Source organism: Acinetobacter sp. C13, from assembly GCF_016809775.1.
Taxonomy (GTDB): domain Bacteria; phylum Pseudomonadota; class Gammaproteobacteria; order Pseudomonadales; family Moraxellaceae; genus Acinetobacter; species Acinetobacter pittii.
Genome location: NZ_JAFBJL010000005.1, coordinates 118,650 through 140,923, shown reverse-complemented (window position 1 = coordinate 140,923; position 22,274 = coordinate 118,650). Strand labels below are relative to the sequence as shown.

Annotated in this window: 19 protein-coding genes and 1 pseudogene; 9 read left to right on the top strand and 11 right to left on the bottom strand. The window is 37.2% G+C overall.

Annotated features, from left to right (window positions below):
- Positions 1–15 precede the first annotated feature (15 nt).
- A complete protein-coding gene (locus JGE69_RS14630) occupies positions 16–159 on the top strand; it encodes an entericidin A/B family lipoprotein (RefSeq protein ID WP_014207555.1) in 144 nt (47 codons plus the stop codon).
- A 126-nt stretch (positions 160–285) separates the two neighbouring features.
- Positions 286–1,422, top strand: coding sequence for a succinyl-diaminopimelate desuccinylase (gene dapE, locus JGE69_RS14625; protein ID WP_199113903.1), 1,137 nt, complete (start codon positions 286–288; stop codon positions 1,420–1,422).
- A gap of 89 nt (positions 1,423–1,511) precedes the next feature.
- Here dapE and JGE69_RS14620 read toward each other — a convergent pair whose 3' ends face one another.
- The 7 genes from JGE69_RS14620 to pilG form a co-directional block, all read right to left on the bottom strand.
- A complete protein-coding gene (locus JGE69_RS14620) occupies positions 1,512–2,393 on the bottom strand; it encodes an alpha/beta fold hydrolase (protein WP_199113901.1) in 882 nt (293 codons plus the stop codon).
- Positions 2,394–2,700: 307 nt separating this feature from the next.
- Positions 2,701–3,168, bottom strand: coding sequence for a hypothetical protein (locus JGE69_RS14615; protein WP_199113899.1), 468 nt, complete (start codon positions 3,166–3,168; stop codon positions 2,701–2,703).
- On the bottom strand, positions 3,165–7,694 hold the full coding sequence (locus JGE69_RS14610) for an Hpt domain-containing protein (protein WP_199113898.1): 4,530 nt from the start codon (positions 7,692–7,694) through the stop codon (positions 3,165–3,167). Before JGE69_RS14610 ends, JGE69_RS14615 begins: the two co-directional genes overlap by 4 nt.
- 147 nt (positions 7,695–7,841) lie before the next feature.
- Entirely contained in the window at positions 7,842–9,923 is a 2,082-nt protein-coding gene (locus JGE69_RS14605) for a methyl-accepting chemotaxis protein (RefSeq protein ID WP_068565018.1), read from the bottom strand.
- Positions 9,924–9,969: 46 nt separating this feature from the next.
- Positions 9,970–10,506 (bottom strand): chemotaxis protein CheW, encoded by a 537-nt coding sequence (locus JGE69_RS14600; protein ID WP_069124013.1) that lies wholly within the window; start codon positions 10,504–10,506, stop codon positions 9,970–9,972.
- Between the two features lie 56 nt (positions 10,507–10,562).
- Complete coding sequence (locus JGE69_RS14595; protein ID WP_046811934.1) at positions 10,563–10,925, bottom strand: response regulator; 363 nt, start codon at positions 10,923–10,925, stop codon at positions 10,563–10,565.
- Between the two features lie 23 nt (positions 10,926–10,948).
- On the bottom strand, positions 10,949–11,332 hold the full coding sequence (gene pilG / locus JGE69_RS14590; protein WP_000389061.1) for a twitching motility response regulator PilG: 384 nt from the start codon (positions 11,330–11,332) through the stop codon (positions 10,949–10,951).
- A gap of 284 nt (positions 11,333–11,616) precedes the next feature.
- Here pilG and JGE69_RS14585 point away from each other — a divergent pair, with 284 nt between their 5' ends.
- The 4 genes from JGE69_RS14585 (at position 11,617) to JGE69_RS14570 (ending at position 18,321) form a co-directional block, all read left to right on the top strand.
- Complete coding sequence (locus tag JGE69_RS14585; protein ID WP_199113897.1) at positions 11,617–12,255, top strand: hypothetical protein; 639 nt, start codon at positions 11,617–11,619, stop codon at positions 12,253–12,255.
- Between the two features lie 68 nt (positions 12,256–12,323).
- Positions 12,324–13,433, top strand: a complete 1,110-nt coding sequence (locus JGE69_RS14580) for an efflux RND transporter periplasmic adaptor subunit (protein ID WP_199113995.1) — start codon at positions 12,324–12,326, stop codon at positions 13,431–13,433.
- Between the two features lie 15 nt (positions 13,434–13,448).
- A complete protein-coding gene (locus tag JGE69_RS14575) occupies positions 13,449–16,547 on the top strand; it encodes an efflux RND transporter permease subunit (RefSeq protein ID WP_199113896.1) in 3,099 nt (1,032 codons plus the stop codon).
- Positions 16,548–16,605: 58 nt separating this feature from the next.
- The gene (locus JGE69_RS14570) at positions 16,606–18,321 is read left to right on the top strand and encodes a proline--tRNA ligase (protein WP_086265182.1); all 1,716 of its coding nucleotides are present in this window, start codon (positions 16,606–16,608) and stop codon (positions 18,319–18,321) included.
- A 53-nt stretch (positions 18,322–18,374) separates the two neighbouring features.
- Here JGE69_RS14570 and JGE69_RS14565 read toward each other — a convergent pair whose 3' ends face one another.
- The 4 genes from JGE69_RS14565 to JGE69_RS14550 all read right to left on the bottom strand — a co-directional run bounded on the left by JGE69_RS14565 (position 18,375) and on the right by JGE69_RS14550 (position 20,312).
- A complete protein-coding gene (locus JGE69_RS14565) occupies positions 18,375–18,716 on the bottom strand; it encodes a YegP family protein (protein ID WP_199113895.1) in 342 nt (113 codons plus the stop codon).
- Between the two features lie 211 nt (positions 18,717–18,927).
- The gene (locus JGE69_RS14560; protein ID WP_002116259.1) at positions 18,928–19,272 is read right to left on the bottom strand and encodes a zinc ribbon domain-containing protein YjdM; all 345 of its coding nucleotides are present in this window, start codon (positions 19,270–19,272) and stop codon (positions 18,928–18,930) included.
- Between the two features lie 91 nt (positions 19,273–19,363).
- A complete protein-coding gene (locus JGE69_RS14555) occupies positions 19,364–19,720 on the bottom strand; it encodes a DUF488 domain-containing protein (RefSeq protein WP_199113894.1) in 357 nt (118 codons plus the stop codon).
- A gap of 139 nt (positions 19,721–19,859) precedes the next feature.
- Positions 19,860–20,312 (bottom strand): SRPBCC family protein, encoded by a 453-nt coding sequence (locus JGE69_RS14550; protein WP_174724601.1) that lies wholly within the window; start codon positions 20,310–20,312, stop codon positions 19,860–19,862.
- 38 nt (positions 20,313–20,350) lie between these two features.
- Here JGE69_RS14550 and JGE69_RS18085 point away from each other — a divergent pair.
- The 3 genes and pseudogenes from JGE69_RS18085 to JGE69_RS14540 form a co-directional block, all read left to right on the top strand.
- Positions 20,351–20,419, top strand: a pseudogene (locus JGE69_RS18085) (hypothetical protein); the annotation flags it as partial.
- 107 nt (positions 20,420–20,526) lie between these two features.
- On the top strand, positions 20,527–21,249 hold the full coding sequence (locus JGE69_RS14545; protein WP_199113893.1) for a YgfZ/GcvT domain-containing protein: 723 nt from the start codon (positions 20,527–20,529) through the stop codon (positions 21,247–21,249).
- A 147-nt stretch (positions 21,250–21,396) separates the two neighbouring features.
- Positions 21,397–22,107 (top strand): DsbC family protein, encoded by a 711-nt coding sequence (locus JGE69_RS14540; RefSeq protein ID WP_199113891.1) that lies wholly within the window; start codon positions 21,397–21,399, stop codon positions 22,105–22,107.
- Positions 22,108–22,274 lie beyond the last annotated feature (167 nt).

Genomic DNA, 22,274 nt, shown 5'->3' with positions numbered 1-22,274 from the left:
ATTTAAACGGAGAAAATGATGAAAAAAGTTTTAGCTGCGTCTGTAATGGTTGCTGTGATTTTAACAGGGTGTAATACGTTTAAAGGTTTTGGGCAAGATGTTTCTAAAGCAGGTGATGCTGTAACAAATACTGCTGAAAAAACACAAGATAAAATGTAAGTTAGAGTTATTACGTCAAAAACCTTATCGTTCCGATAAGGTTTTTTTATTTTTACGTACCCATCCCCTAGAGATTCGCCTATTATATCGGACTATATTTCACCTGATCAGCACGCAATTTTCGGTATGAACCATTCAGACACTCTCTCGCTTAGCTTAGAACTGTTACAACAACCTTCTGTTACTCCTATTGATCATACATGCCAAACCATCATGGCAGACCGTTTAGCCAAAATTGGTTTTCATATTGAACCAATGCGTTTTGGTGAAGTTGACAATCTTTGGGCGCGTCGCGGAACTGAAGAACCTGTATTTTGTTTTGCCGGTCATACTGACGTAGTTCCGACAGGTAAGTTAGAAGCATGGAATTCAGATCCGTTTGTACCTGAAATTCGCGATGGAAAATTATATGGTCGTGGTTCGGCAGATATGAAAACTGCTCTTGCAGCCATGGTCGTTGCATCTGAGCGTTTTGTCGCAAAACATCCTGATCATAAAGGTTCAATTGCTTTTCTAATTACTTCTGATGAAGAAGGCCCTGCTATTAACGGTACGGTTAAAGTGATTGAGACTCTTGAAAAACGTAACGAAAAGATGACATGGTGTTTGGTAGGTGAACCTTCAAGTACTCATAAATTGGGTGACATTGTTAAAAATGGTCGTCGTGGTTCACTTAATGCCGTATTAAAAGTTCAAGGTAAGCAAGGTCATGTGGCTTATCCACACTTGGCGCGTAACCCAATTCATGAAGCATCACCAGCTTTAGCAGAACTGTGCCAAACTGTTTGGGATAATGGAAATGAATATTTCCCAGCAACATCATTTCAGATTTCAAATATTCATGCTGGCACTGGCGCAACGAATGTCATTCCTGGCACCCTAGAAGTTACTTTTAACTTCCGTTATTCAACAGAAGTAACAGCAGAACAACTTAAACAACGTGTGCATGAGATTTTAGATAAACACGGTTTACAGTACGAAATCGTTTGGAATCTTTCTGGTTTACCATTCCTAACACCTGTGGGTGAACTCGTTAATGCAGCGCAAACTGCTATTTTGAACGTAACGGGTACTGAAACTGAGCTTTCAACGAGTGGTGGTACTTCTGATGGCCGTTTTATTGCTCCAACAGGCGCACAGGTATTAGAGTTAGGTGTTCTGAACGCAACAATTCATCAAATTAACGAACATGTTGATGTACACGACCTTGATCCACTAACTGATATTTATGAGCAAATTTTGGAAAATTTGTTAGCTAAGTAAAAGTTAAGATCGAATGAATTGAAAAAGCGCCCTTTTTGGGGCGTTTTTTCAATTCAATAAACTAGAAAATTAGTTTTAATATAAATGGCTTAAAAAGCTGCTTTTGAATTCTTATCTATCCATTGCAATATAGTTGGCCAGACTTCTTTAGCAGCATTTTGGCTAAGTACAATTCGACTATGAGAATAATTTTCTAAGTTATTATTGGAATGACCAAATTCTCGAAATATATTATTTTCATTTTCAAAAGCTTGCAAATATTTATAGCATCCTTTAGTAGGGACAATAAATTTATCGCCAGCCCCGCAAATAGAATATATTGGAACTCTAATAGAGCTCATAAATTTTTTATAATCTATATCTTTAAATTCACTTATAAAATTTTCCTTTAAGTTCCAATTAAACCATGGACGCATCGTGTAATAGCTTTCATTTACTCGTCCTAATTTAAATTTATTAGCTGGTATCTGACCTAGACCTTTTACAACTAATTTTGCAGAAAATAGTTTAATAAAATCAAAAGAATTATTTACTACTCCAAATGCTTGGCAAGCAATAAAAGTAATACTTTGAATATTTTTTAAATATTCAGGATAATTAATTAAGAACATGGTTAAGCATAGACCTCCACCGCTGTGTGTTACACAGTGTAATGAGGTTACATTAAAATTATGTTGAATATAATGAAATGCAGTTTTATATTCATATAATGCAACAGTTTCAAAATTAAATGGTATATCTGTTTTTGGGCTAGTACCATGCCCTCGCCACTCTAAAATAAAACAAATATAACCATGATTTGCCAAATAATCTGCAATGCCTATACAAACATCTTTATCCGAAAATGCACCATGAGATAAGAAAATTGCTTCTTTTTTTATTAGAGAATTATTTCTTTTAGAAATTTCCCATAAAGCAAATTCACCATGATCATCTGTTTTTAAAATATGTAGCTCTTTATGAATTGACATTTATTTTCTGCTATAAAGATTTTATTCTAGGTTATTTCGCTATGATTAATATAATAAAATTAGGCTCATCCTTTAACTATAACTTCAATTTATCTCCTTTTAAAATTTAGTATGAGACTTTATTAAAAGTAAATATTGGTAATTTCTTATATTCTAGCATTTGAAATACATATAAAATATAAATTTGCGATATAAATAAAGCAAGCACTTCATGGATTTTTTAAACAAAAAAATTTATATTCTATAAAAGAATTTCACCTATTTTTTATAAAAAAGGAACTCAAAATGAATTCCTTTTTTAGATATTTTATAGATGAAGTGAATTTTGAATATATTGCAAATTAGGAACATGGTAGCGTTGATTGTCCATACGAACATATTTAAATACAGTTGAGTGCTGTAAAGACTCTTGTATATCTTCATTTTCATCTACGACTTCAGAAATACGCAGACGAACTGAAACTGGCATCGATTTACACACAAGTGCAAAACGTTGACTAATATCTTCGCTTTCAATGACTAAAGCTACTGCTCGAGAATCTATTTCGTTGTGAACCGAATAAACAGGGAGTTTTACATCATGCCATTCAATATGCTTGATACCGTTTTTAACATCCATAGCAGATAACACTATATTTTGCGGCAACAACATAGGTACCTCATCATTACATTCAATGATATAGGCATCAATAAAACCAGTTGAAACCGTAATAAGATGCTGTAGCTCTTGTTGGTCCATATTACCGATCAAAGATGTATTTACACTACCTTTCATGATTTGACCTCACTTTCAAACGCCACAAGTAAAGCATCGATATTCTCTAATAACTCTTCCTCTTGGAAAGGTTTACCCATATATTGACTTACACCTAATGAGAATGCTCGTTCACGATGTTTTTCACCTGTTCGGGATGTAATCATAATAATTGGCATGTATTGATGCATATCATGATGTCGTACAAGATTAAGAACTTCAAAACCATCCATGCGTGGCATTTCAATATCAAGCAGCATCAGATCTGGCTTAATGTTTTCTAGCTGCTCTATAGCATCCACACCATCTTTAGCGGTCACAACATCATAGCCTTGGCGCTCGAGTAAACGAGAGGTTACTTTACGCACAGTTACTGAGTCATCCACAATCATGATGAGACGTCGCTCATCAGACTCTCGTTGTCTATAAACCGCTTCATTAACCAGCTTAAGTCGACGAGTAGACTGAATTTGGCGAGCAATATTTTGACCATCTAAAATTAAGCAAACTTGACCATCACCTAAAATAGTTGCTCCTGCAATCGCACCGATACTAGAGAACTGCTGCCCAATTGGTTTGACTACAATCTGTGCACGTGATCCAATCAGTTGGTCAACTAATAATGCGACAGTTTGGCCATTATTTGCCTTAATCATTAATACTGGTAATGAATACATCATTCCACTTAAACGCGGAATTGGTTGACTACCAACAAATTCAGATAAATAGCGCAATGGATAGCGTTTATTTTCAAATTCAAAGAATTCTTGTACGCTTCCAAAATATTGTTCTAATGATGCAGGTGAAACTCGTACAATTCGATCAATTTGGGCCAGAGGGATTGCAAATTGCTGATCAGCAACTTTAACCATTAAGGCATCACTAACCGCTACTGTAGTTGGAACACGTATTGTAAAGACCGTTCCCTGCCCATACACAGACTCTACGCTCACATGGCCACCTAGAGCCTTAATATCACTTTGTACTACATCCAGTCCTACACCACGACCTGAAATTTGAGTAACTTGATCAGCTGTACTTAAACCCGGATGGAAAATCAACTGTAAAATATCTTGATGTTCCAATACTTGTTCAGGATTAATTAAACCAAACATCAATGCCTTTTGACGAACCTTTTCGATATCAATACCTCTTCCATCATCCTTAAATGTCACAACAACATCTGTACCTTGACGATGGATATTAAGTTCAATACGTCCAGTTTCTGGTTTTTGTGCTTGTTGACGTTGCACGCGATCTTCTAGACCATGGTCAATTGCATTTCTGAGCATATGCTCAAGCGGGGTCACTAACCGTTCTAAAATATTGCGATCTAACTCACCTTCGGTATTATTTACAAAAAGCTCTGCAGGTCTGTTCAAAGCTGTAGATGTCTGACGGACAATTCGCTGTAAACGCGGCAGTAATCGAGAGAAAGGTACTAATCGCGTTCGCATCAAACCTTCTTGAATTTCTGCTTGAATCCGTGACTGTTGTAAAAGTAAGCTTTCTGTATCTCTGATTTTGTCAGATAATGTATTTTTAAAGTCGACCAAATCCGATGCAGATTCAGCAAGAGATTTTGATAATTGATTTAAAGACGAATATCGATCCATCTCTAACGGATCAAACTCCGTATATCGAGAGTGCTCAATACCGTGTTTTGCAATAATTTGGGTTTCCAATTCACCTTCCATTCGACGCAACTGATCTGCAAGTCGCTGAATGGCCAATTCCATTTCCGCTAGCGTATGTCCAAATTGGCTTAAATCCATTTCAATTCGCGAACGGTTAATCGAATTTTCACCCGACAGATCAATCATTTTTTCAATTAAATCTGCCGAAACTCGGATCATCTCATTATTTTGATCGAGCCGTTGAGTTTGTTCCCATGCTCCCATCATTGGCGGTGGTTCTGTACCATCACCTTGTATAAAGGTCATCACGGGTTCTGAGCTAAACAAATCAGCTTTACTTAACTTAGCTGGAATTTGGATATTCGTTTCAAAGAATTGAATATTTTCCAGACTTTGTTGTAGTCCATCGAAATGCTGGTAGTTGTACTTGAAAATTGCGTCTTTTAGCCATGCAATTGCACTTTCGAGCAAATGGTCATAAATATTCGAGTTGAAGTGATGTAGTGCAAATTGTTCAAAAGTATTCTCAAGTTGATAGGCAATCGCATACACGGCTTCTAAATCAACCATTCGTGCACCACCCTTCAAGCTGTGCACGGCCCTTTGTAATTGAAGCAAGATACTACGATTCGTACGCTGATCAAACCATTGTTTCAATAGCATATCAGCCATTTCTAACAATTCAGCAGCTTCTTCAAGGAATGTCTGCTCAACAACAGCAGTAATGTCCTCTTCATCAACCAGAGCGTCATTCTCGTGCGACGATACAACTGATGTTATTGCTTCAACTGGCGCAGCCAATTCAGTAACAGCTGTATCAAATACTTGATCATGATGAGCTTCTAATTCTTCAATAACAGCTTCAATTTCTGCCGGTACTTCATCTATTAATACTTCAGATATCACCTCTTGTTCAGAGAATATCTCACGTTCAATATCAGATACTTCAATCTCAGGTGCAGATTGGAAGTTAGAGTTTTGACATGCTCTTTTCAATGCGTTAATTGTGTAATAAGCTTCATAATCTAGCTGTTTTTCACGCATGATTTGTAGACGGTCAGCCAAGTCATCTTGAACCAGACGTATAAAATCAATGAGAGCAGATGAAGCAATTAGCTGTCTTTGAATTAATCGCTCATAAATACTTTCCAATTCATGTGCAATTAAGCCAATATAAATTGCTTGGATCATATTTGCTCCACCTTTTAAGGTGTGCAAATAACGCATCAAATTATTGAGAGCCGCAAAGTTCTGTTGATCATTAATCCAAATATTAAGATCTGTATCCATTCCTTCAAGCAACTCATCAGCTTCTTCGAGGAAAATGTCTAATAGATCTGGATCAAAGTTTTGATTTACCTGTGTAGAGGAAATATATTGACGATCTTGCTGTACACTTTGGCTTAATAGGGTCCAGTCAGCAGAGTCTGATAAATTCTCTACTCTAATAACTTCTGGAACTTCAGGCTCTAGTTCAATATTGAATAGTGACTCATCAAAAGTAAAATTCTGCTGAGATACATCATTTTGAATACTAGGTGTATGTAGCGTATAAAGTTTTAATTCTTCTAGAATACTTTGATGTTGCTTAACAATACCGACTCGCTGACCAGCAGCTAAAGCATCGAACAATTGAATAAGTTGTTGATGCGCTTTTTGATAAATTTCAAAAATATAGTCCGATTGCAATAACACAGGTTTATCAAGCAATACATTATAGCTGTCTTTCAATTGGCTCGTATATTCATGTAAACCTAGCATTGCTTGAGAGTGGGTATGCTGTAGCAACAAATCAGCCTGTTCACTTAGACGTTCAAGATAACCAGGAAACTCGTTACGAATTCCTTTCTCAAAATCTAATTCTGCATCGAGTAGCTCAGAAACATCTAACAGTAATAATTGCGATACCAAACCATGTGAAGGCATTAATGGATCTGTTCGATCACTATGCTCCTCAACGTAGACATCCCATGATTGATTAAACTGCTCTAATCTCACTTCAAGCTGTTCACTTGAACTATTGCTAGATAGCAGCTCTAAGCTCTCTCCAATAAAATCGCGATATTCTTGTAATAATAAAATCTCATCTGAATTAGAAGAAAGTTCTTCTTGTAATAAGATTTTAAATAACTGCTCAACTTTGGTACTGGCTTCAAAAATTGTTTCGACCTGCGCCATTGCAGAACTGCCACGCAAAGTATGTAGAGCACGTATTAAAGCATTGTAACTATCATACTGATGTAGCTCTTGATTTAAGAACTGATTAATTGTCGATAAATGCTCCTCCGCTTCTTCCATAAATAAGGCTAAGGTTTCATTTAGATTTATTTCAATTTCAGTATGTACATCTTCAACAATTGACTCAGCCAATGAATCTTGCTCAAGATAGTCTAGCTCAAGTCCAGTTATTGTTTCGGCAGTAAGCGTATTTGAAAGTTGTAAAAGCTCTTCTAAAGCAGGTTCTAAACTTTGCTGTTGTTGTAATTGTTGTCCCAATAAAATAAGCGGTCTAAAATCTACTGCATGTGCTCTTTTTTGCTTAAAGTTATCTACTAATTTAAGGAAATAGAACTTAAACACTAACTGAACATAACTCTGGATAGCTGGAGTCAACTTAAGGCTTTGATTGATTACTCGATTGAGCGTGTCTTCAACTGTCCAAGCAAGCTCAGCTGAAGATTTAGCACCAATCATTCTCCCAGAACCTTTTAAGGTATGGAAATGGCGGCGAATTTCAGTGAGCGTAGCAGTATTCTCAGACCGCATCCATTCATTTAGCAATGGTTGCAAATCAACAAAAATTTCTTCAATTTCTTCGACGAAAATCTCAAGAAACTCAGCATCTTGTTCAGAATAGCTATCTTCAGGTAGCATCATTGCTTCAGTTAAAGTTTTTAATATTTCTTTCATAGCAAAGGCTTCTTTTGCTTACCCCCTGAGTGGGGAAAACTACAGAGTCAACACCAAAAAAATAACTATTTCCCCAATATTTGTTTGGCGCTGCTCATACTTTTAAAAGAATAGCTATTATGAGAATAGCTATTCTCATCCCCCAATTTAGTCAGGTAATTTAAAGTCCGTTACTGACTCACGTAATGACTCCGACATATTCGCTAATTCAGATACAGAACGAGCAGTATCGAAGGTTGCCGTTGTTGTTTGTGAAGTAATTTCTTGTACGACTGTCATGGTTGCAGCAATATGACTTGCAGATGCTGATTGAAGTTTTGCAGCATCAGAAATGCTCGCAATTAAGTTTGCCAAGTCACCCGATACTTTTTGAATTTCATCGAGTGCAATACCCGCATCTTTCGCCAAGTTAGCGCCACGTACAACCTCAGTTGTCGTTTGTTCCATCGAGATAACGGCTTCGTTAGTATCCGTTTGAATCGTTTTAACAAGCGTTTCAATCTGTTTAGTCGCCGAAGCAGAACGTTCCGCAAGACGCTGGACTTCGTCGGCAACCACGGCGAAACCACGGCCTGCTTCACCGGCCATAGATGCTTGAATTGCTGCATTTAATGCAAGGATGTTTGTTTGGTCTGCAATATCGTTAATGAGCGATACGATGTTACCAATTTCTTGTGAAGACTCACCCAAACGTTTAATACGTTTTGAGGTTTCCTGAATCTGTTCACGAATCGTATCCATACCCTCAATAGAACGGTTTACGACTTGTGCACCATTAGAGGCAATATATACCGAACGTTGTGCTACGCTAGCAGATTCGGATGCATTAGACGATACTTGGTCAATAGACAATGCCATTTCATTCATTGCTGTTGATGCACCTGCAATTTCTTGTGCCTGGTGCTCAGATGCTTCTGCTAACTGGTTAGTAATATTCTGTGTATTATGTGTATAACGAGCAACTTCTTGCGAAGTTTCATGAATTCGAGATACGAGGTCTCGTAATTGGTCAATCGCAAAGTTAATCGAGTCGGCAATCGCACCAGTAAAGTCTTCAGATACAGTTGCATATGAGCGCAAGTCACCATCTGCAAGATCGGCAATTTCGTCAAGTAAACGTAAAATAGCATTCTGGTTACGATCATACTCTTCTTGTAATGTAGCTACACGTTGTTTATCTGCTTTACTACGAAGGGATAAAAGCTTTAAGACAGAACCAATCAAACCAAGAAGTGATAATGTGAGTAATGCAACTAATGCAAAAGCCTTCCAACCATATTGTGTTTGCTCTGAAAGATCACCTAATGCAGTTAACATTGTATCAGACTGTGAGAAGATCTCACTAGATGATTGACGTACGTTTACAATCTGGTTTGTATTTTTAAGAACTGACGTCGCCGCAGATTTTAAAACCTTATCATACTCACTTTTAATACCTTCCAAGGATTCACGAATTTCAGGAGAATCAACTTTAGCTACGCCTAATTCAGCATTTCCGTTTAGCTGCGCCTCTAAGTACACGCCGAAAGTCTCGATATCGATACTAAAGTCATGTGCTGAGTTCTCAGAGTTCTCTGTACTAACGAAAACGGAGTTAATAGATCGTAAAATACGTTCCGCAATAAATACCTGGTTTTTAGCAATAACAACCTGATTACTTGATACTTTTTCGCGAACCATCTTATCAACCATCAAGTTATATTCAGCTTGAATCTCAGGAATAGAATCACTAATAGAGATATTCATATTATATAACTGGTTAATTACGTTCTGTTGTGATGAGATCAAGTCAACGTCATAAGACAAAGATTTCCACAGACTGGCTACTTTTTTGTATTCTTTTGAAGATGTGCCATAAATGTTTTCGACATTTTTAATATTTTTGGCAAAAAGTTGGCGTGATTCAATTAACTCTTTCATCGCTTCAGGCGATCCAGAAGCCGTTGCTTCCGTAGCCTGTCTAGAAATTGTTTGTGATAGTAAGCGCAACTCACCCATACTACGTGTTAATTGGTTATGACGAGGTACACTATAAAATAAATAAGTGAGCGAAGTTGAAGCTAATACTAAACATACAGAAGCTACATAAAGGATAGGCTTGGACTTTTTACTTTCCCCAAATAAACTGGCATATTGCTCAATTTCTGACTGGATTTTCGCAATAAAGTTGACATTCGATTTTTCGTTTAGACTACGATTGCCACTTTTCTTTTTAAGTTTAAAGCCCATACAGCTTCTCCCCAGAAAAATATACTGTTTATTAACAGCATAAAAATTAGTTTATAAATTTTGTCGATGCATTCATATAATGTGGGTTTTGCAATAATCGACTAAATAAAAAGACATGCCAGTGCTGATTGTGCTGGTGAAAATACCCTTGGCAATATTCTTTTAGATTTTCCTCCAAGTTTAAACTTTGAGAAAAAAAGCTTTTTTTATTAAAGTGTTGAATCCCCAAGACTTGATCAACAACCAACCCCACATACTGGTCGTGATGGCTAATACATAATACTTTTTGGGCAGACGAAAATGAACTTCGTTGCCCTGAAATAAAATGCGCCAAATCAGAAACTGAAAGCAATCTTCCCCTGATATTTGCCAATCCCTTTACCCAACTTTGGGTATTTGGAACAGATGTATATTTTGGTGGATAGATAACTTCTGAGATTTCCCCAAGTGGTGCGACGAAGTATTGCCCTCTCATTTCAAAAGCAATTCCTGACCACCGTTCTGCTTCATTTTGGACTGAAGCGTAATTCCTGTTACCTCGTTTAGACAAACGAAGTAACTCGATAAATCCGTTCGCGGCCATACTCGATCCTATAAGACGGGCGTACCCCGCCATTTATGCTTTTATGGTTGGATGAGTTAATTTAGATATTGTTTAATTACATCGATCAATTGCTTTTCTTCGATTGGCTTAATCAAGTAGTCAAGTGCACCTTGACGCTTGCCCCATACTCGGTCAGTTGCTTGGTCTTTAGTACTCACAATCACGACCGGAATATGTTTAGTGTCTTCATCACGAGTAATCTGGCGTGTTGCCTGAAAACCATTTACACCTGGCATGACTACATCCATCAATACAAGATCTGGTTGCTCTGCTTTTGCCAAAGTTACACCATCTGCACCATTAGATGCTTCAAGTACGTCATAACCATGCTTGGTTAAAATTTCTTTAAAACGAAAAGTTTCTGTTGGTGAATCATCTACAATAAGAATACGTGCCATTTCTTTGCCCTTAAATTACTTAATTATGAACTTACATGATTACGAATCGCATTTAGCAATTCATCTTTGCTAAAAGGTTTCGTCAAGTATTCATCTGAACCTACCACACGCCCTTTTGCCTGATCAAACAGACCATCTTTACTAGAGAGCATAATAACGGGAATGTTCTGATAATTTTGAGAGTTCTTAATCAGCGCACAGGTTTGATAACCGTCTAAACGAGGCATCATGATATCGACAAAAACAATATCTGGATTTGCTTCTGCAATTTTGGACAAAGCTTCAAATCCATCCACAGCAGTAATGACTTCACAGCCTTCACGCTGTAATAAGGTTTCTGCTGTACGGCGAATGGTTTTTGAGTCATCAATCACCATTACTTTCAGATTTTGGAACGCATCTTCCATTTAATCTTCCATCCCCATAAAAATAAAATATAAATGCAATTTAACTTAAATTTGTTTTTACACATTTATACGCATTTTTAACATATCTCACCTTCTATTTTCAATGAGGCATTTTTGTCTACTTTCTCATTTATAAACAATAACTTTTAACCTCATCACACTTTAATTAAAATTATCATTTTTTTTATAATGACTATATTTTTATTCAGCTAAATAATAATTAATATAATGAAGATTAAATATTTAAAAATAAGCGACTTAGCTATCTTTTTTGGGGATTTTCAATGAATGACAGGATGAAATATGCCTTTTACAGGAACTGTTTGTCTGTATCTATAGGCATTATTTCCTTCGGATCACTCTTTTTCTTACCCTCTGTTGTCGCTCTTGCCGATACGCCTAAAGCGGTTTGGTATCGTTATTATGATCCACATGGTATTGCCAATATTAGTACATCGGTCACACCTGCTCATATTCGTTATGGTTATGAAGCTCTAGATCGTAATATGCAAGTAATAAAAAGAAACCACTCTTATAATGCTGAAGCTGATTTAAATCAATCAAGTCAACGGGCATTATTGGCGCGACATAAAGAACAAGATATCAAATTAAAAAAAGCTTATAGCAATAGCAAGACAGCTTCGATTAAAAGAGATCAGGCATTAGTGTCTATAAAAAAGCAAATTAATTATCAGCAAGAACAACTTAATCAGTTACAACAAGACAAAATTTTATTTAAGCGTCAGGAAATGGAGTATTTCAGAAAAGGAGAACCGATTCCTGAGCGTCATAAGGCGTTGATTGAAAACAATCTAAATAATATTAATCGGGTTAAACAAACACTTGAAACACTTTCCAAGACCTATAACCGAACCAACAATGAGTATGAAAATATTATCGATCGTTTAAAAAAGCTTGAATAACTGCAAAGGTTTATCAAGAATAGGGGCAAAATAAAATTTGAATTATAGGATGATGCTGTATGCACACAATGCATCTCACCCCTTCTACTTTTTTTAAACTGAGTATTATTAGTTTATGTTTAATTTTAGCTGCATGTAATCAGCAAGAAACAACCCAAACCTCAGCCTCAGCTCCTGTAAAAATTGAGCTTATTCCTCAAGACCTTATTGCAGTTAAAGAAGGAGCTCTTGATTCTCAAACTGCATTTACAGGAACTATTCGTGCGGTTCAGCAAAGTTCCATTCAGGCACAAGTAAGCGCAACAGCGACGAATGTCACTGCAAATGTGGGTCAACAGGTACAAAAAGGCCAAGTTCTAGTCAGATTAAATAATCAGGACAATGTTGCACGATTAGCACAAGCACGAGCTAACCTTGCATCAGCTCAGTCACAAGCTGAACTTGCTCGTAATTTGATGAACCGAAAACAAAGATTATTTAATCAAGGTTTTATTGCTCGTGTCGAGTTTGAACAAAGTCAGGTTGACTATAAAGGCCAGCTTGAAAGTGTAAAAGCACAACAAGCCAATGTTGATATTGCTAAAAAAGCGGATCAAGACGGAATTATTACTAGTCCAATTTCAGGTGTGATTACTAAACGCCAAGTTGAACCCGGCCAAACTGTTTCAGTTGGACAAACACTATTTGAAATCGTAAATCCAGATCAACTTGAAATACAGGCCAAGTTGCCAATTGAACAGCAAGCTGCACTTAAGGTCGGTAGTAACATTCAATATCAAATTCAGGGCAATTCAAAACAGTTAAATGCAACGCTAACTCGCATTTCACCTGTTGCAGATCAAGATAGTCGACAAATTGAGTTCTTTGCTGCTCCTAAAGAAAAAATTGACTCGTTAAGTATTGGAGCCTTCATTAATGGAAACATTCTGCGCAATGACACTCATCAAGGCCAAACGATTCCTTTAGACAGCATTCAAAATATGCAACATGACCCTTTTGTGTGGGTGATACGCAATCACACCATTCAAAAAGTGAAAATTCGTGTGATTGAACAGCGTTATAACGACAATATTGGTTTAGTCGAAGGTTTACAAAGCACAGATCTGGTTAGCCGTATTCAATTTGAAGATTCCGACATTAATAAAAAAGTGACGGTTACAACCGACAAAAATAAATAAGGTAGCAAATAGCGTATGTGGTTTACTCGAATCAGTGTGAAATACCCCGTTTTTACCATTATGATGATGCTCAGCTTAATGGTACTCGGGTTGGCGTCTTGGAAACGTATGACTGTCGAAGAGTTTCCAAATATAGATTTCCCATTCGTAGTAGTCACCACACAATATGCGGGTGCGTCACCTGAAGCTGTTGAGTCAGATATAACAAAAAAACTTGAAGATCAAATCAATACTATTTCAGGCATTAAACAGATTACTTCACGCTCAAGTGAAGGCCTTTCAATGGTGATTGCCGAGTTTAATCTTGATACTTCTTCGGCGATTGCTGCTCAGGATGTTCGTGACAAAATTGCACCCGTCACAGCGCAGTTCCGTGACGAAATTGATACACCGATTGTGCAACGCTATGACCCCTCGTCTAGCCCAATCATGTCAGTCGTATTTGAATCAAACAGCATGAGTTTGGCTCAATTAAGTTCCTATGTAGACAAAAAAATTGTGCCTCAGCTTAAAACTGTTTCTGGTGTGGGTAATGTCAATTTACTAGGTGATGCTAAACGTCAAATTCGGATTAAGGTTCATCCTGAACAATTACAAAGCTACGGTATTGGTATTGATCAGGTCATTAACACGCTAAAAAATGAAAATATAGAAGTACCTGCAGGAACCTTACAACAAAAGAATTCTGAACTGGTTGTACAGATTCAATCAAAAGTCATCCATCCTCTTGGATTTGGTGATTTAGTTATTGCTAATAAAAATGGTTCCCCTATTTTTTTAAAACAAGTAGCAACCGTTGAAGATACTCAAGCCGAACTACAATCGAGTGCCTTTTATAATGGAAGAACTGCGGTCTCAGTCGATATCTTAAAAAGTTCCGATGCCAATGTAATTAAAGTCGTCGATCAGACTTATCAAACGTTAGAAAAATTAAAAGATCAAATGCCTGCGGGTTTAGATTACAAAGTCGTAGCTGATAGCTCTAAAGGTATTCGCGCTTCAATCAAAGATGTTGTTCGAACCATTATTGAAGGTGCTGCTTTAGCAGTTCTTATTGTTTTACTCTTTCTAGGCTCTTTCCGCTCTACAGTTATTACCGGTTTAACCTTACCGATTACTTTGCTCGGAACCTTAACTTTTATCTGGGCTTTTGGGTTTAGCATTAACATGATGACGCTGTTAGCACTATCGCTCAGTATTGGTTTACTCATTGATGATGCAATTGTAGTTCGCGAAAATATCGTCCGACATACTGAACTTGGCAAAGACCACGTAACAGCAGCTCTTGAAGGGACAAAAGAAATTGGTTTAGCCGTACTCGCAACTACACTTACCATTGTGGCAGTATTTCTACCTGTTGCCTTTATGGGTGGTCTGATTGGACGTTTCTTTTATCAGTTCGGTGTAACAGTCAGTACAGCTGTTCTCATTTCAATGTTTATTAGTTTTACGCTCGATCCAATGCTTTCTGCTCATTGGAAAGATCCTGTAAAGAAAAAAGATAATTGGCTACAACGGTTTTTTAACCATATTTCTAAAATACTAGATCGGCTTACCCATGTTTATGAAAAGCTATTAAAACTTGCTCTACGCTTCCGTTTAATCACGGTTATTGTTGCAATCGCTTCATTATTTGCTGCATTAGGACTATCGAAACTGATTGGGACCGAATTTGTACCTACACCAGATAAGGGTGAAGTGCGCATTCAGTTCGAGACTCCTGTAGATTCTTCTTTAGAATATACCCAAGCAAAATTACATCAGGTCGATCAAATTATTAGACAATTCCCTGATGTCGTTTCTACTTATGGTGTAGTGAACAGTGAAGTAGACTCTGGTAAAAACCATGCCGGTTTAGGAGTGACCTTAAAGCCAAAACAAGAACGTAGCTCAGATCTAAATACACTCAATAATGAGTTCCGTGATCGTTTGCAAACTGTAGCGGGTATTCGAGTGACTTCTGTTGCCGCAGCACAAGACTCTGTATCTGGCGGTCAGAAACCAATCATGATTTCGATTAAAGGATCTGACCTAAATGAACTACAAAAAATTTCAGATCGCTTTATTGCAGAAATGGAAAAAATTAAAGGCGTAGTTGATTTAGAAAGTTCATTGAAAGAACCTAAACCTACTTTGGGTGTTCATATTAATCGCGTGCTGGCAAGTGATTTGGGCTTATCTGTTTCCCAAATTGCGAATGCCATTCGACCATTAATTGCGGGAGATAATGTCACCACTTGGGAAGACCGTGATGGTGAAACTTATGATGTGAATTTACGTTTAAATGAAAATAAACGTATGCTTCCGCAAGATGTTCAAAATTTATATATCAACTCTAATAAAACCAATGCAGCTGGACAAAATATATTAGTTCCATTGAGTGCCGTCACAACGACCGAAGAAAAACTTGGGGCTTCGCAAATTAACAGACGTGATCTTGAACGTGAGGTTCTTATTGAGGCAAATACCTCTGGTCGCCCGAGCGGAGATATTGGTCAAGACATCGACAAAATGCAAAAGGCATTTAAATTACCTGCGGGCTATACATTCGATACTCAAGGAGCAAACGCCGATATGGCTGAATCTGCGGGATACGCATTAACAGCCATTACCCTATCGATTGTATTTATTTATATCGTGCTAGGTTCTCAGTTTAATAGCTTTATTCATCCCGCAGCAATTATGGCCTCTTTACCTTTGTCATTGATTGGTGTTTTTCTTGCCTTATTCCTGTTCCAAAGCACGCTAAATCTGTTTTCGATTATTGGTATTATCATGCTGATGGGGCTTGTCACTAAAAATGCGATTTTGCTGATCGATTTTATTAAGAAAGCGATGGATCAGGGTGTAAGCCGTTATGACGCTATTTTACAAGCTGGTAAGACCCGTTTACGTCCAATTTTGATGACCACAAGTGCTATGGTGATGGGGATGGTTCCCTTAGCTTTAGGTCTCGGCGAAGGCGGTGAGCAAAGCGCACCAATGGCTCATGCGGTTATTGGTGGTGTGATTACCTCTACCCTATTAACTCTTGTGGTTGTACCCGTCATTTTCACTTATCTGGATGACTTGAAAAACTTTATGCTGCGTCAAACACGACGATTCATGTCATAATGCAGCGATTATCGTATAATCTGCGTTTTTATAACGCTTAACTTTTAGGACTTTTTCCATGCGCGCAAGCCGCTTTTTATTTGCAACGTTGAGAGAAACCCCAAATGATGCTGAAGTGATTTCACACCAGCTCATGTTACGTGCGGGGATGATTCGTAAATTGGCATCTGGTTTATATACATGGCTGCCGATGGGAACACGTGTGCTTAAAAAAGTAGATGCGATTGTTCGTGAAGAAATGAACCGTTCAGGCGCGATGGAAGTATTCATGCCCGTGACTCAACCCGCAAGTCTTTGGGAAGAATCAGGTCGATATGAACAATATGGTCCTGAGTTATTACGCTTTAAAGATCGTCATACGAACCCATTCGTACTTGGGCCAACGCATGAAGAAGTTATTACAGATATGGCGCGTAACGAATTAAAAAGTTATAAGCAGCTCCCTGTAAACTTCTATCAAATTCAAACCAAATTCCGTGATGAAATTCGACCACGTTTTGGTGTAATGCGTTCACGTGAGTTCATCATGAAAGATGCTTATTCTTTCCATGCAACTCAAGAGTCATTACAAGAAACTTATGATGTGATGTACGACACTTATAGTCGTATTTTCACTCGTTTAGGTTTAGATTTCCGCCCAGTACAAGCAGATACAGGTTCTATTGGTGGTTCAGCTTCACACGAATTCCACGTATTGGCTGCAAGTGGTGAAGATGACATCGCATTTTCAACTGAATCTGATTATGCAGCAAACGTTGAAATGGCTGAGGCTGTTTTAGTGGGTGAACGTGCAGCACCGACACAAGAATTTAAATTGGTTGAAACACCAAACCAAAAAACGATTGATGATGTTTGCCAATTCTTAAATGCTGATCCTAAGCAATCTGTTAAAGCTTTATTGGTTCAAGGCGTTGCTGATGAAAAAGGTAATGTTCCTGTCGTTGCTCTATTTGTACGTGGCGACCATGAACTTAATGAGATTAAAGCTGAGAAGCATCCTTTAGTTGCTGCGCCTCTTACTTTTGCAACTGAAGAACAACTCCAAGCATTTGGTTTAACTGCTGGCTTTACAGGTCCACAAGGTTTAGTCGAAAAAGGCTTAACTGTAATTGTTGACCGTGCTGCATCTGTTCTTTCTGACTTCGTTGCTGGTGCAAATGAAGCGGACAAACATGCGGTTGGCGTAAACTGGGAACGTGATGCACAAATTAGCGAAGTTTTTGACCTACGTAATGTGGTTGAAGGCGATCCATCTCCAGATGGCAAAGGCACACTACAAATTAAACGCGGTATTGAAGTAGGTCATATTTTCCAGCTTGGTACTAAATACTCTGAAGCTTTGGGCTGTAAAGTTCTAGGTGAAGATGGCAAACCATTTACAGTAACCATGGGATGCTACGGTATTGGTGTAACACGTGTTGTTGCAGCTGCAATTGAACAAAACTACGATGACAAAGGTATTATCTGGCCTCAAGCCATTGCACCTTTTGAAATTGCAATTGTTCCAATGAATGCGCACAAATCACCACGTACTCTTGAAGCAGCAGAGTCTCTTTATGCAGAACTTCAAGCTCAAGGTTTTGATGTGTTACTTGATGATCGTAACGAACGTCCAGGTGTTAAATTCTCTGACCTTGAATTGATGGGTATTCCACACCGTATTGTAATTGGTGAAAAAGGTTTGGATGCTGGTACTTTTGAATACAAAGGCCGCCGCGATGCTGAAGCGAGTAATTTAACTAAAGAAGAGCTTTTAGCTAAATTAGTGCGTTAATAAATACATAAATAAAAAAGCAGCTTTTAGAAGCTGCTTTTTTATTTCAATTTTTATGATTGAACAGTTAAATCCTTGATAGTCGTAGATGAACCATTATTTTTAACCGACTCAATTCCTTTATCACGTGAAGCTTCGCTCGCATAGAACTGGCTCGTGCCAATAATCTGATGATTTGCAGCTTTTAAATTGAAATAAGGTTTCCCATTCTTTGCAGTTAAACGCTCATATCGGGCATCATCACCACTGTTTTTCTGAATTGACTCAATACCATTTACAGCAGAGGCTTTTGCCTTATATAGCTCGCTATTTAAAATAGGCTCACCATTTCCTGCCTTTAAGATAAAGCGATATTGTCCATCACTCGCTTGTGAAATTTCGTACCATCCTGCCATAAAAACCTCATTTTTTTGTTGGTGTGGGTATGACTTTCGTTATTATTCTGGACGAAAGTTATTTGTTATTAATGACAATATAAAGGCGTAAATATCCCTTGAACAGCCCATTTTTTATACTTTTTCGTAATAAAATTATAATGATGTTAGGAATTTAAAAAGCAGAGATATAGACATATATCTCTGCTGAAATGTAATAATAATTAACAGTTTAAGCTTTTTTTACAAATTCAGATTTTAGTTTCATCTGACCAATACCATCAATTTTACAATCGATATTATGACCATCACTTGCATCTGGAACTAAACGAATCGTTTTTACCTTTGTACCGACTTTAACGACTGAAGATGAACCTTTAATTTTTAAATCTTTGATTACAGTGACGCTATCACCATCTGCCAAGACATTTCCATTTGCATCTTTAATGATTTCTTGTTCTTCAGTTGCTGATGCTTCTCCTTCTTTCCACTCATGTGAACATTCAGGACAAATCAATAAGTCGCCATCTTGGTAAGTATATTCTGATTGGCATTTTGGGCAGTTTGGCAAAGACATGAAAAAAATCTCAAAAAATATATTATGCGAGAAATGACTCATTTTTTAAAGTTTTAAATAAGAGACTTTTACCAAAAAAAAATTTATATATTCATTTTAAGTTTTTACTTAATAAATATTCTTTCAAAATAATTGCATGGTTATTTTCAACATCTTTTGCTGAATATAAAAGCGTAACTGTATGTTTTGCTGCGATGTGTTGTAGCTCCTCAACTGCGGAGTTGGTTTCAAGTTCCTCTAAATAACGCTGTTTAAATTCTTCCCAATGGTCTGGTGTTGCAGCATGGAACCACTTTCTAAGTTCAGTTGAAGGAGCCACTTCTTTTAGCCACAAATCCAAGTGGGCATTCTCTTTACTAATTCCCCTGCTCCATAGGCGGTCAACCAAAATTCGCTTACCGTCACTAGGGTCGGCCTTTTCATAAATTCTTTTAATTTGGATATCCATCGTTTTTCTCTGCATATTGTTTATATTTTGAAGTTATAAAATTATTCTATATTTTATTCATTTTGAATAAAGTTCAAAAAGAAAAAGTGAGTAGAAATAAATCTACTCACTTTTCTATGTGACTCTAAAAAATAACTTTTTATTGATCTGGAATTTCAGCTTCAATCAATAAAGTAAGCAAAGATAGGGATTCTTGCCACCCTAAGTAGCATGCCTCTACAGGAATCACTTTCGGTATGCCTTCTTGCGTAATATGCACTTCTGTACCTACCAATACGCTTTTTAACGTAATAGTAACCTGCATAGTCCCAGGTAAATTTGGGTCATCGAATTGATCGTTGTAGCGAATTAGTTCATTTGGAACTAATTCCACATATGTTCCGCCAAAAGCATGTGTTGAACCTGTTGAAAAATTGGTAAAACTCATTTTGTATGAGCCACCAACATTTGCATCAAAACTATGAACTTTCGCAGTAAAACCGTGGGGCGGTAACCACTTGACTAAAGCATCTGGATCTAAAAATGCACGATAGACTCGCTCGGCTGGTGCCTTAAACACGCGATGAAATTTCACTGTACCTGTTGCCATCATATTCTCCTTATTTTAATTTCCTTAAAATTATTGAAATTATGGCTATTAGCTTAAACCTTCCGATTTATCCGAACGTATATTTTTGGTGTTTTTTTGAACAAAAAAGCTAACTTCAGGACAAACTCAAATTACGAAAACTATGGCTGATTTTTTATTAAAAATGGAGCAAAATAGTCAGCAATCATAAAGAAACATATTGAATTTGAGATTAATCATGAGTCTGCTCGCTTTCTCCTCATATGCTTTAAACGGTGTAGATGCACAAAAGTTTTTACAAGGCCAAGTTACTGTAGATACTGAACGTTTAGCTGAAAATGAAACTCGCTATACAGCGATTTGTGATCTTAAAGGCCGTATTCATTTTGGCTTATGGCTAAAGAAGATTAATCCTGAAAGTTTTGAAATTGTAGTTACTCAAGATCAAGTTGAAGAGTTTGCCAAGCATATTAAAAAGTATGGTGCCTTTTCAAAAATGACTTTAAGTGAACAAGGCACTGTGTTCCCAAAAGTTGTGAATCATCAAACTGAATTCACTACTGCTGAAACTGATATTTCAGAATGGCAAAAACAAGCCATTATGACTGGTCAAGCTTGGATTACACAGGCTACTGAACATGAATTCCAGCCCCAAGAATTACGTTTACATCAACGTGAAGGCGTCAATTACGACAAAGGTTGTTACTTAGGTCAGGAAATTGTGGCGCGTCTTTGGTTTAAAGCAAAACCAAAACACTGGTTACATCTCGTACAAGGTACAGGTGAAGCACCTACTTCAGCAACTCAATTAAATAACGATATAGAAATCGTTAATAGTATTGCAAATGATGAAGGCTATCTTGCTTTAGTTGTAGCTAAACCTGCTGCTCTACAAGAGTTAGGACTTCAAGTTCTTGAGTTACCAGAAGCTTTAAGTGGCGACGTAGCAAGACCACAATAATAGTTTTTTATTAGTCCAAACTGCCCACTGCTAAGTTAGTGGGCTTTTTTATAGATACAAAACACTAATGATTTCATTAGATTAGAACGTCAATTTTTTAAGCTTTATATGCCATCATTAGCCCTGTTGAAATTAAAGAGAAAAAAGATGAAAACTAAACTTGCTACACTCATGTTGAGTCTGGCTATTTTCGGTTCTGCTCATGCTGATGTTAAAACACTTGAACAAAATCTTAAGACGAATTATCCGGATTTGCCTGTAAAAGGTGTTTATCAATCGCCTGTACAAGGCATTTATGAAGTCTATACAAGCGGCCGCATTGTTTATACTAATCAAGATGCGAAGTACTTTTTTGTTGGTAATTTAGTCGACATCAAACAACAAAAAAACATGACTGAAGAACGTATTGCCGAATTGGGTAAGATTGACGTTAAAACTTTGCCATTAAATCAGGCGATTAAATATGTAAAAGGTAAAGGCGAACGTACGCTCTATGTCTTTAGTGATCCAGATTGCCCATATTGCCAACGCCTAGAACAAAATATGGTTGGGGTTGATAACGTAACCGTATATGTGTTCCTTTATCCTCTTACTAGTTTGCATCCAAATGCTGAAAAAGTTTCAAATCAAATCTGGTGCTCAAAAAATCCGGCAGAAGCTTGGACAAGCTACATGCTTAATCGCAAATTGCCAACTAATAGCAAAAGTTGCTCAAGCCCAATTCAGAAAAATATTGCTTTAGGTCAAAAATTAAATATCGATGGAACACCTACCCTGTTCTTGCAAGATGGCCAAAGACTCTCTGGCGTACCAACTGATGCCAAGCAAATTGAAGCATTACTTCAGTCAGCAAAATAATAATATTACCCACTCCATTATATGAATGTGAGTGGGTATTTTTTCTCCACAATTTGCCCAAAGTGCAGTGCTTTATATACAAATCGGCTGTTTACTTTCAGCAATCAATATTTATGATGAGAAATTGAAACTCTTTCATGCATCAATGGAATGATGTAGCTACGAAG

Excerpts from the sequence above, each read along its gene's own strand:
- JGE69_RS14630 (WP_014207555.1), top strand. The coding sequence starts at position 16 with ATGATGAAAAAAGTTTTAGCTGCGTCTGTAATGGTTGCTGTGATTTTA.
- dapE (WP_199113903.1), top strand. The coding sequence starts at position 286 with ATGAACCATTCAGACACTCTCTCGCTTAGCTTAGAACTGTTACAACAA.
- JGE69_RS14620 (WP_199113901.1), bottom strand. The coding sequence starts at position 2,393 with ATGTCAATTCATAAAGAGCTACATATTTTAAAAACAGATGATCATGGT.
- JGE69_RS14615 (WP_199113899.1), bottom strand. The coding sequence starts at position 3,168 with ATGAAAGGTAGTGTAAATACATCTTTGATCGGTAATATGGACCAACAA.
- JGE69_RS14610 (WP_199113898.1), bottom strand. The coding sequence starts at position 7,694 with ATGAAAGAAATATTAAAAACTTTAACTGAAGCAATGATGCTACCTGAA.
- JGE69_RS14605 (WP_068565018.1), bottom strand. The coding sequence starts at position 9,923 with ATGGGCTTTAAACTTAAAAAGAAAAGTGGCAATCGTAGTCTAAACGAA.
- JGE69_RS14600 (WP_069124013.1), bottom strand. The coding sequence starts at position 10,506 with ATGGCCGCGAACGGATTTATCGAGTTACTTCGTTTGTCTAAACGAGGT.
- JGE69_RS14595 (WP_046811934.1), bottom strand. The coding sequence starts at position 10,925 with ATGGCACGTATTCTTATTGTAGATGATTCACCAACAGAAACTTTTCGT.
- pilG (WP_000389061.1), bottom strand. The coding sequence starts at position 11,332 with ATGGAAGATGCGTTCCAAAATCTGAAAGTAATGGTGATTGATGACTCA.
- JGE69_RS14585 (WP_199113897.1), top strand. The coding sequence starts at position 11,617 with ATGAATGACAGGATGAAATATGCCTTTTACAGGAACTGTTTGTCTGTA.
- JGE69_RS14580 (WP_199113995.1), top strand. The coding sequence starts at position 12,324 with ATGCATCTCACCCCTTCTACTTTTTTTAAACTGAGTATTATTAGTTTA.
- JGE69_RS14575 (WP_199113896.1), top strand. The coding sequence starts at position 13,449 with ATGTGGTTTACTCGAATCAGTGTGAAATACCCCGTTTTTACCATTATG.
- JGE69_RS14570 (WP_086265182.1), top strand. The coding sequence starts at position 16,606 with ATGCGCGCAAGCCGCTTTTTATTTGCAACGTTGAGAGAAACCCCAAAT.
- JGE69_RS14565 (WP_199113895.1), bottom strand. The coding sequence starts at position 18,716 with ATGGCAGGATGGTACGAAATTTCACAAGCGAGTGATGGACAATATCGC.
- JGE69_RS14560 (WP_002116259.1), bottom strand. The coding sequence starts at position 19,272 with ATGTCTTTGCCAAACTGCCCAAAATGCCAATCAGAATATACTTACCAA.
- JGE69_RS14555 (WP_199113894.1), bottom strand. The coding sequence starts at position 19,720 with ATGGATATCCAAATTAAAAGAATTTATGAAAAGGCCGACCCTAGTGAC.
- JGE69_RS14550 (WP_174724601.1), bottom strand. The coding sequence starts at position 20,312 with ATGATGGCAACAGGTACAGTGAAATTTCATCGCGTGTTTAAGGCACCA.
- JGE69_RS14545 (WP_199113893.1), top strand. The coding sequence starts at position 20,527 with ATGAGTCTGCTCGCTTTCTCCTCATATGCTTTAAACGGTGTAGATGCA.
- JGE69_RS14540 (WP_199113891.1), top strand. The coding sequence starts at position 21,397 with ATGAAAACTAAACTTGCTACACTCATGTTGAGTCTGGCTATTTTCGGT.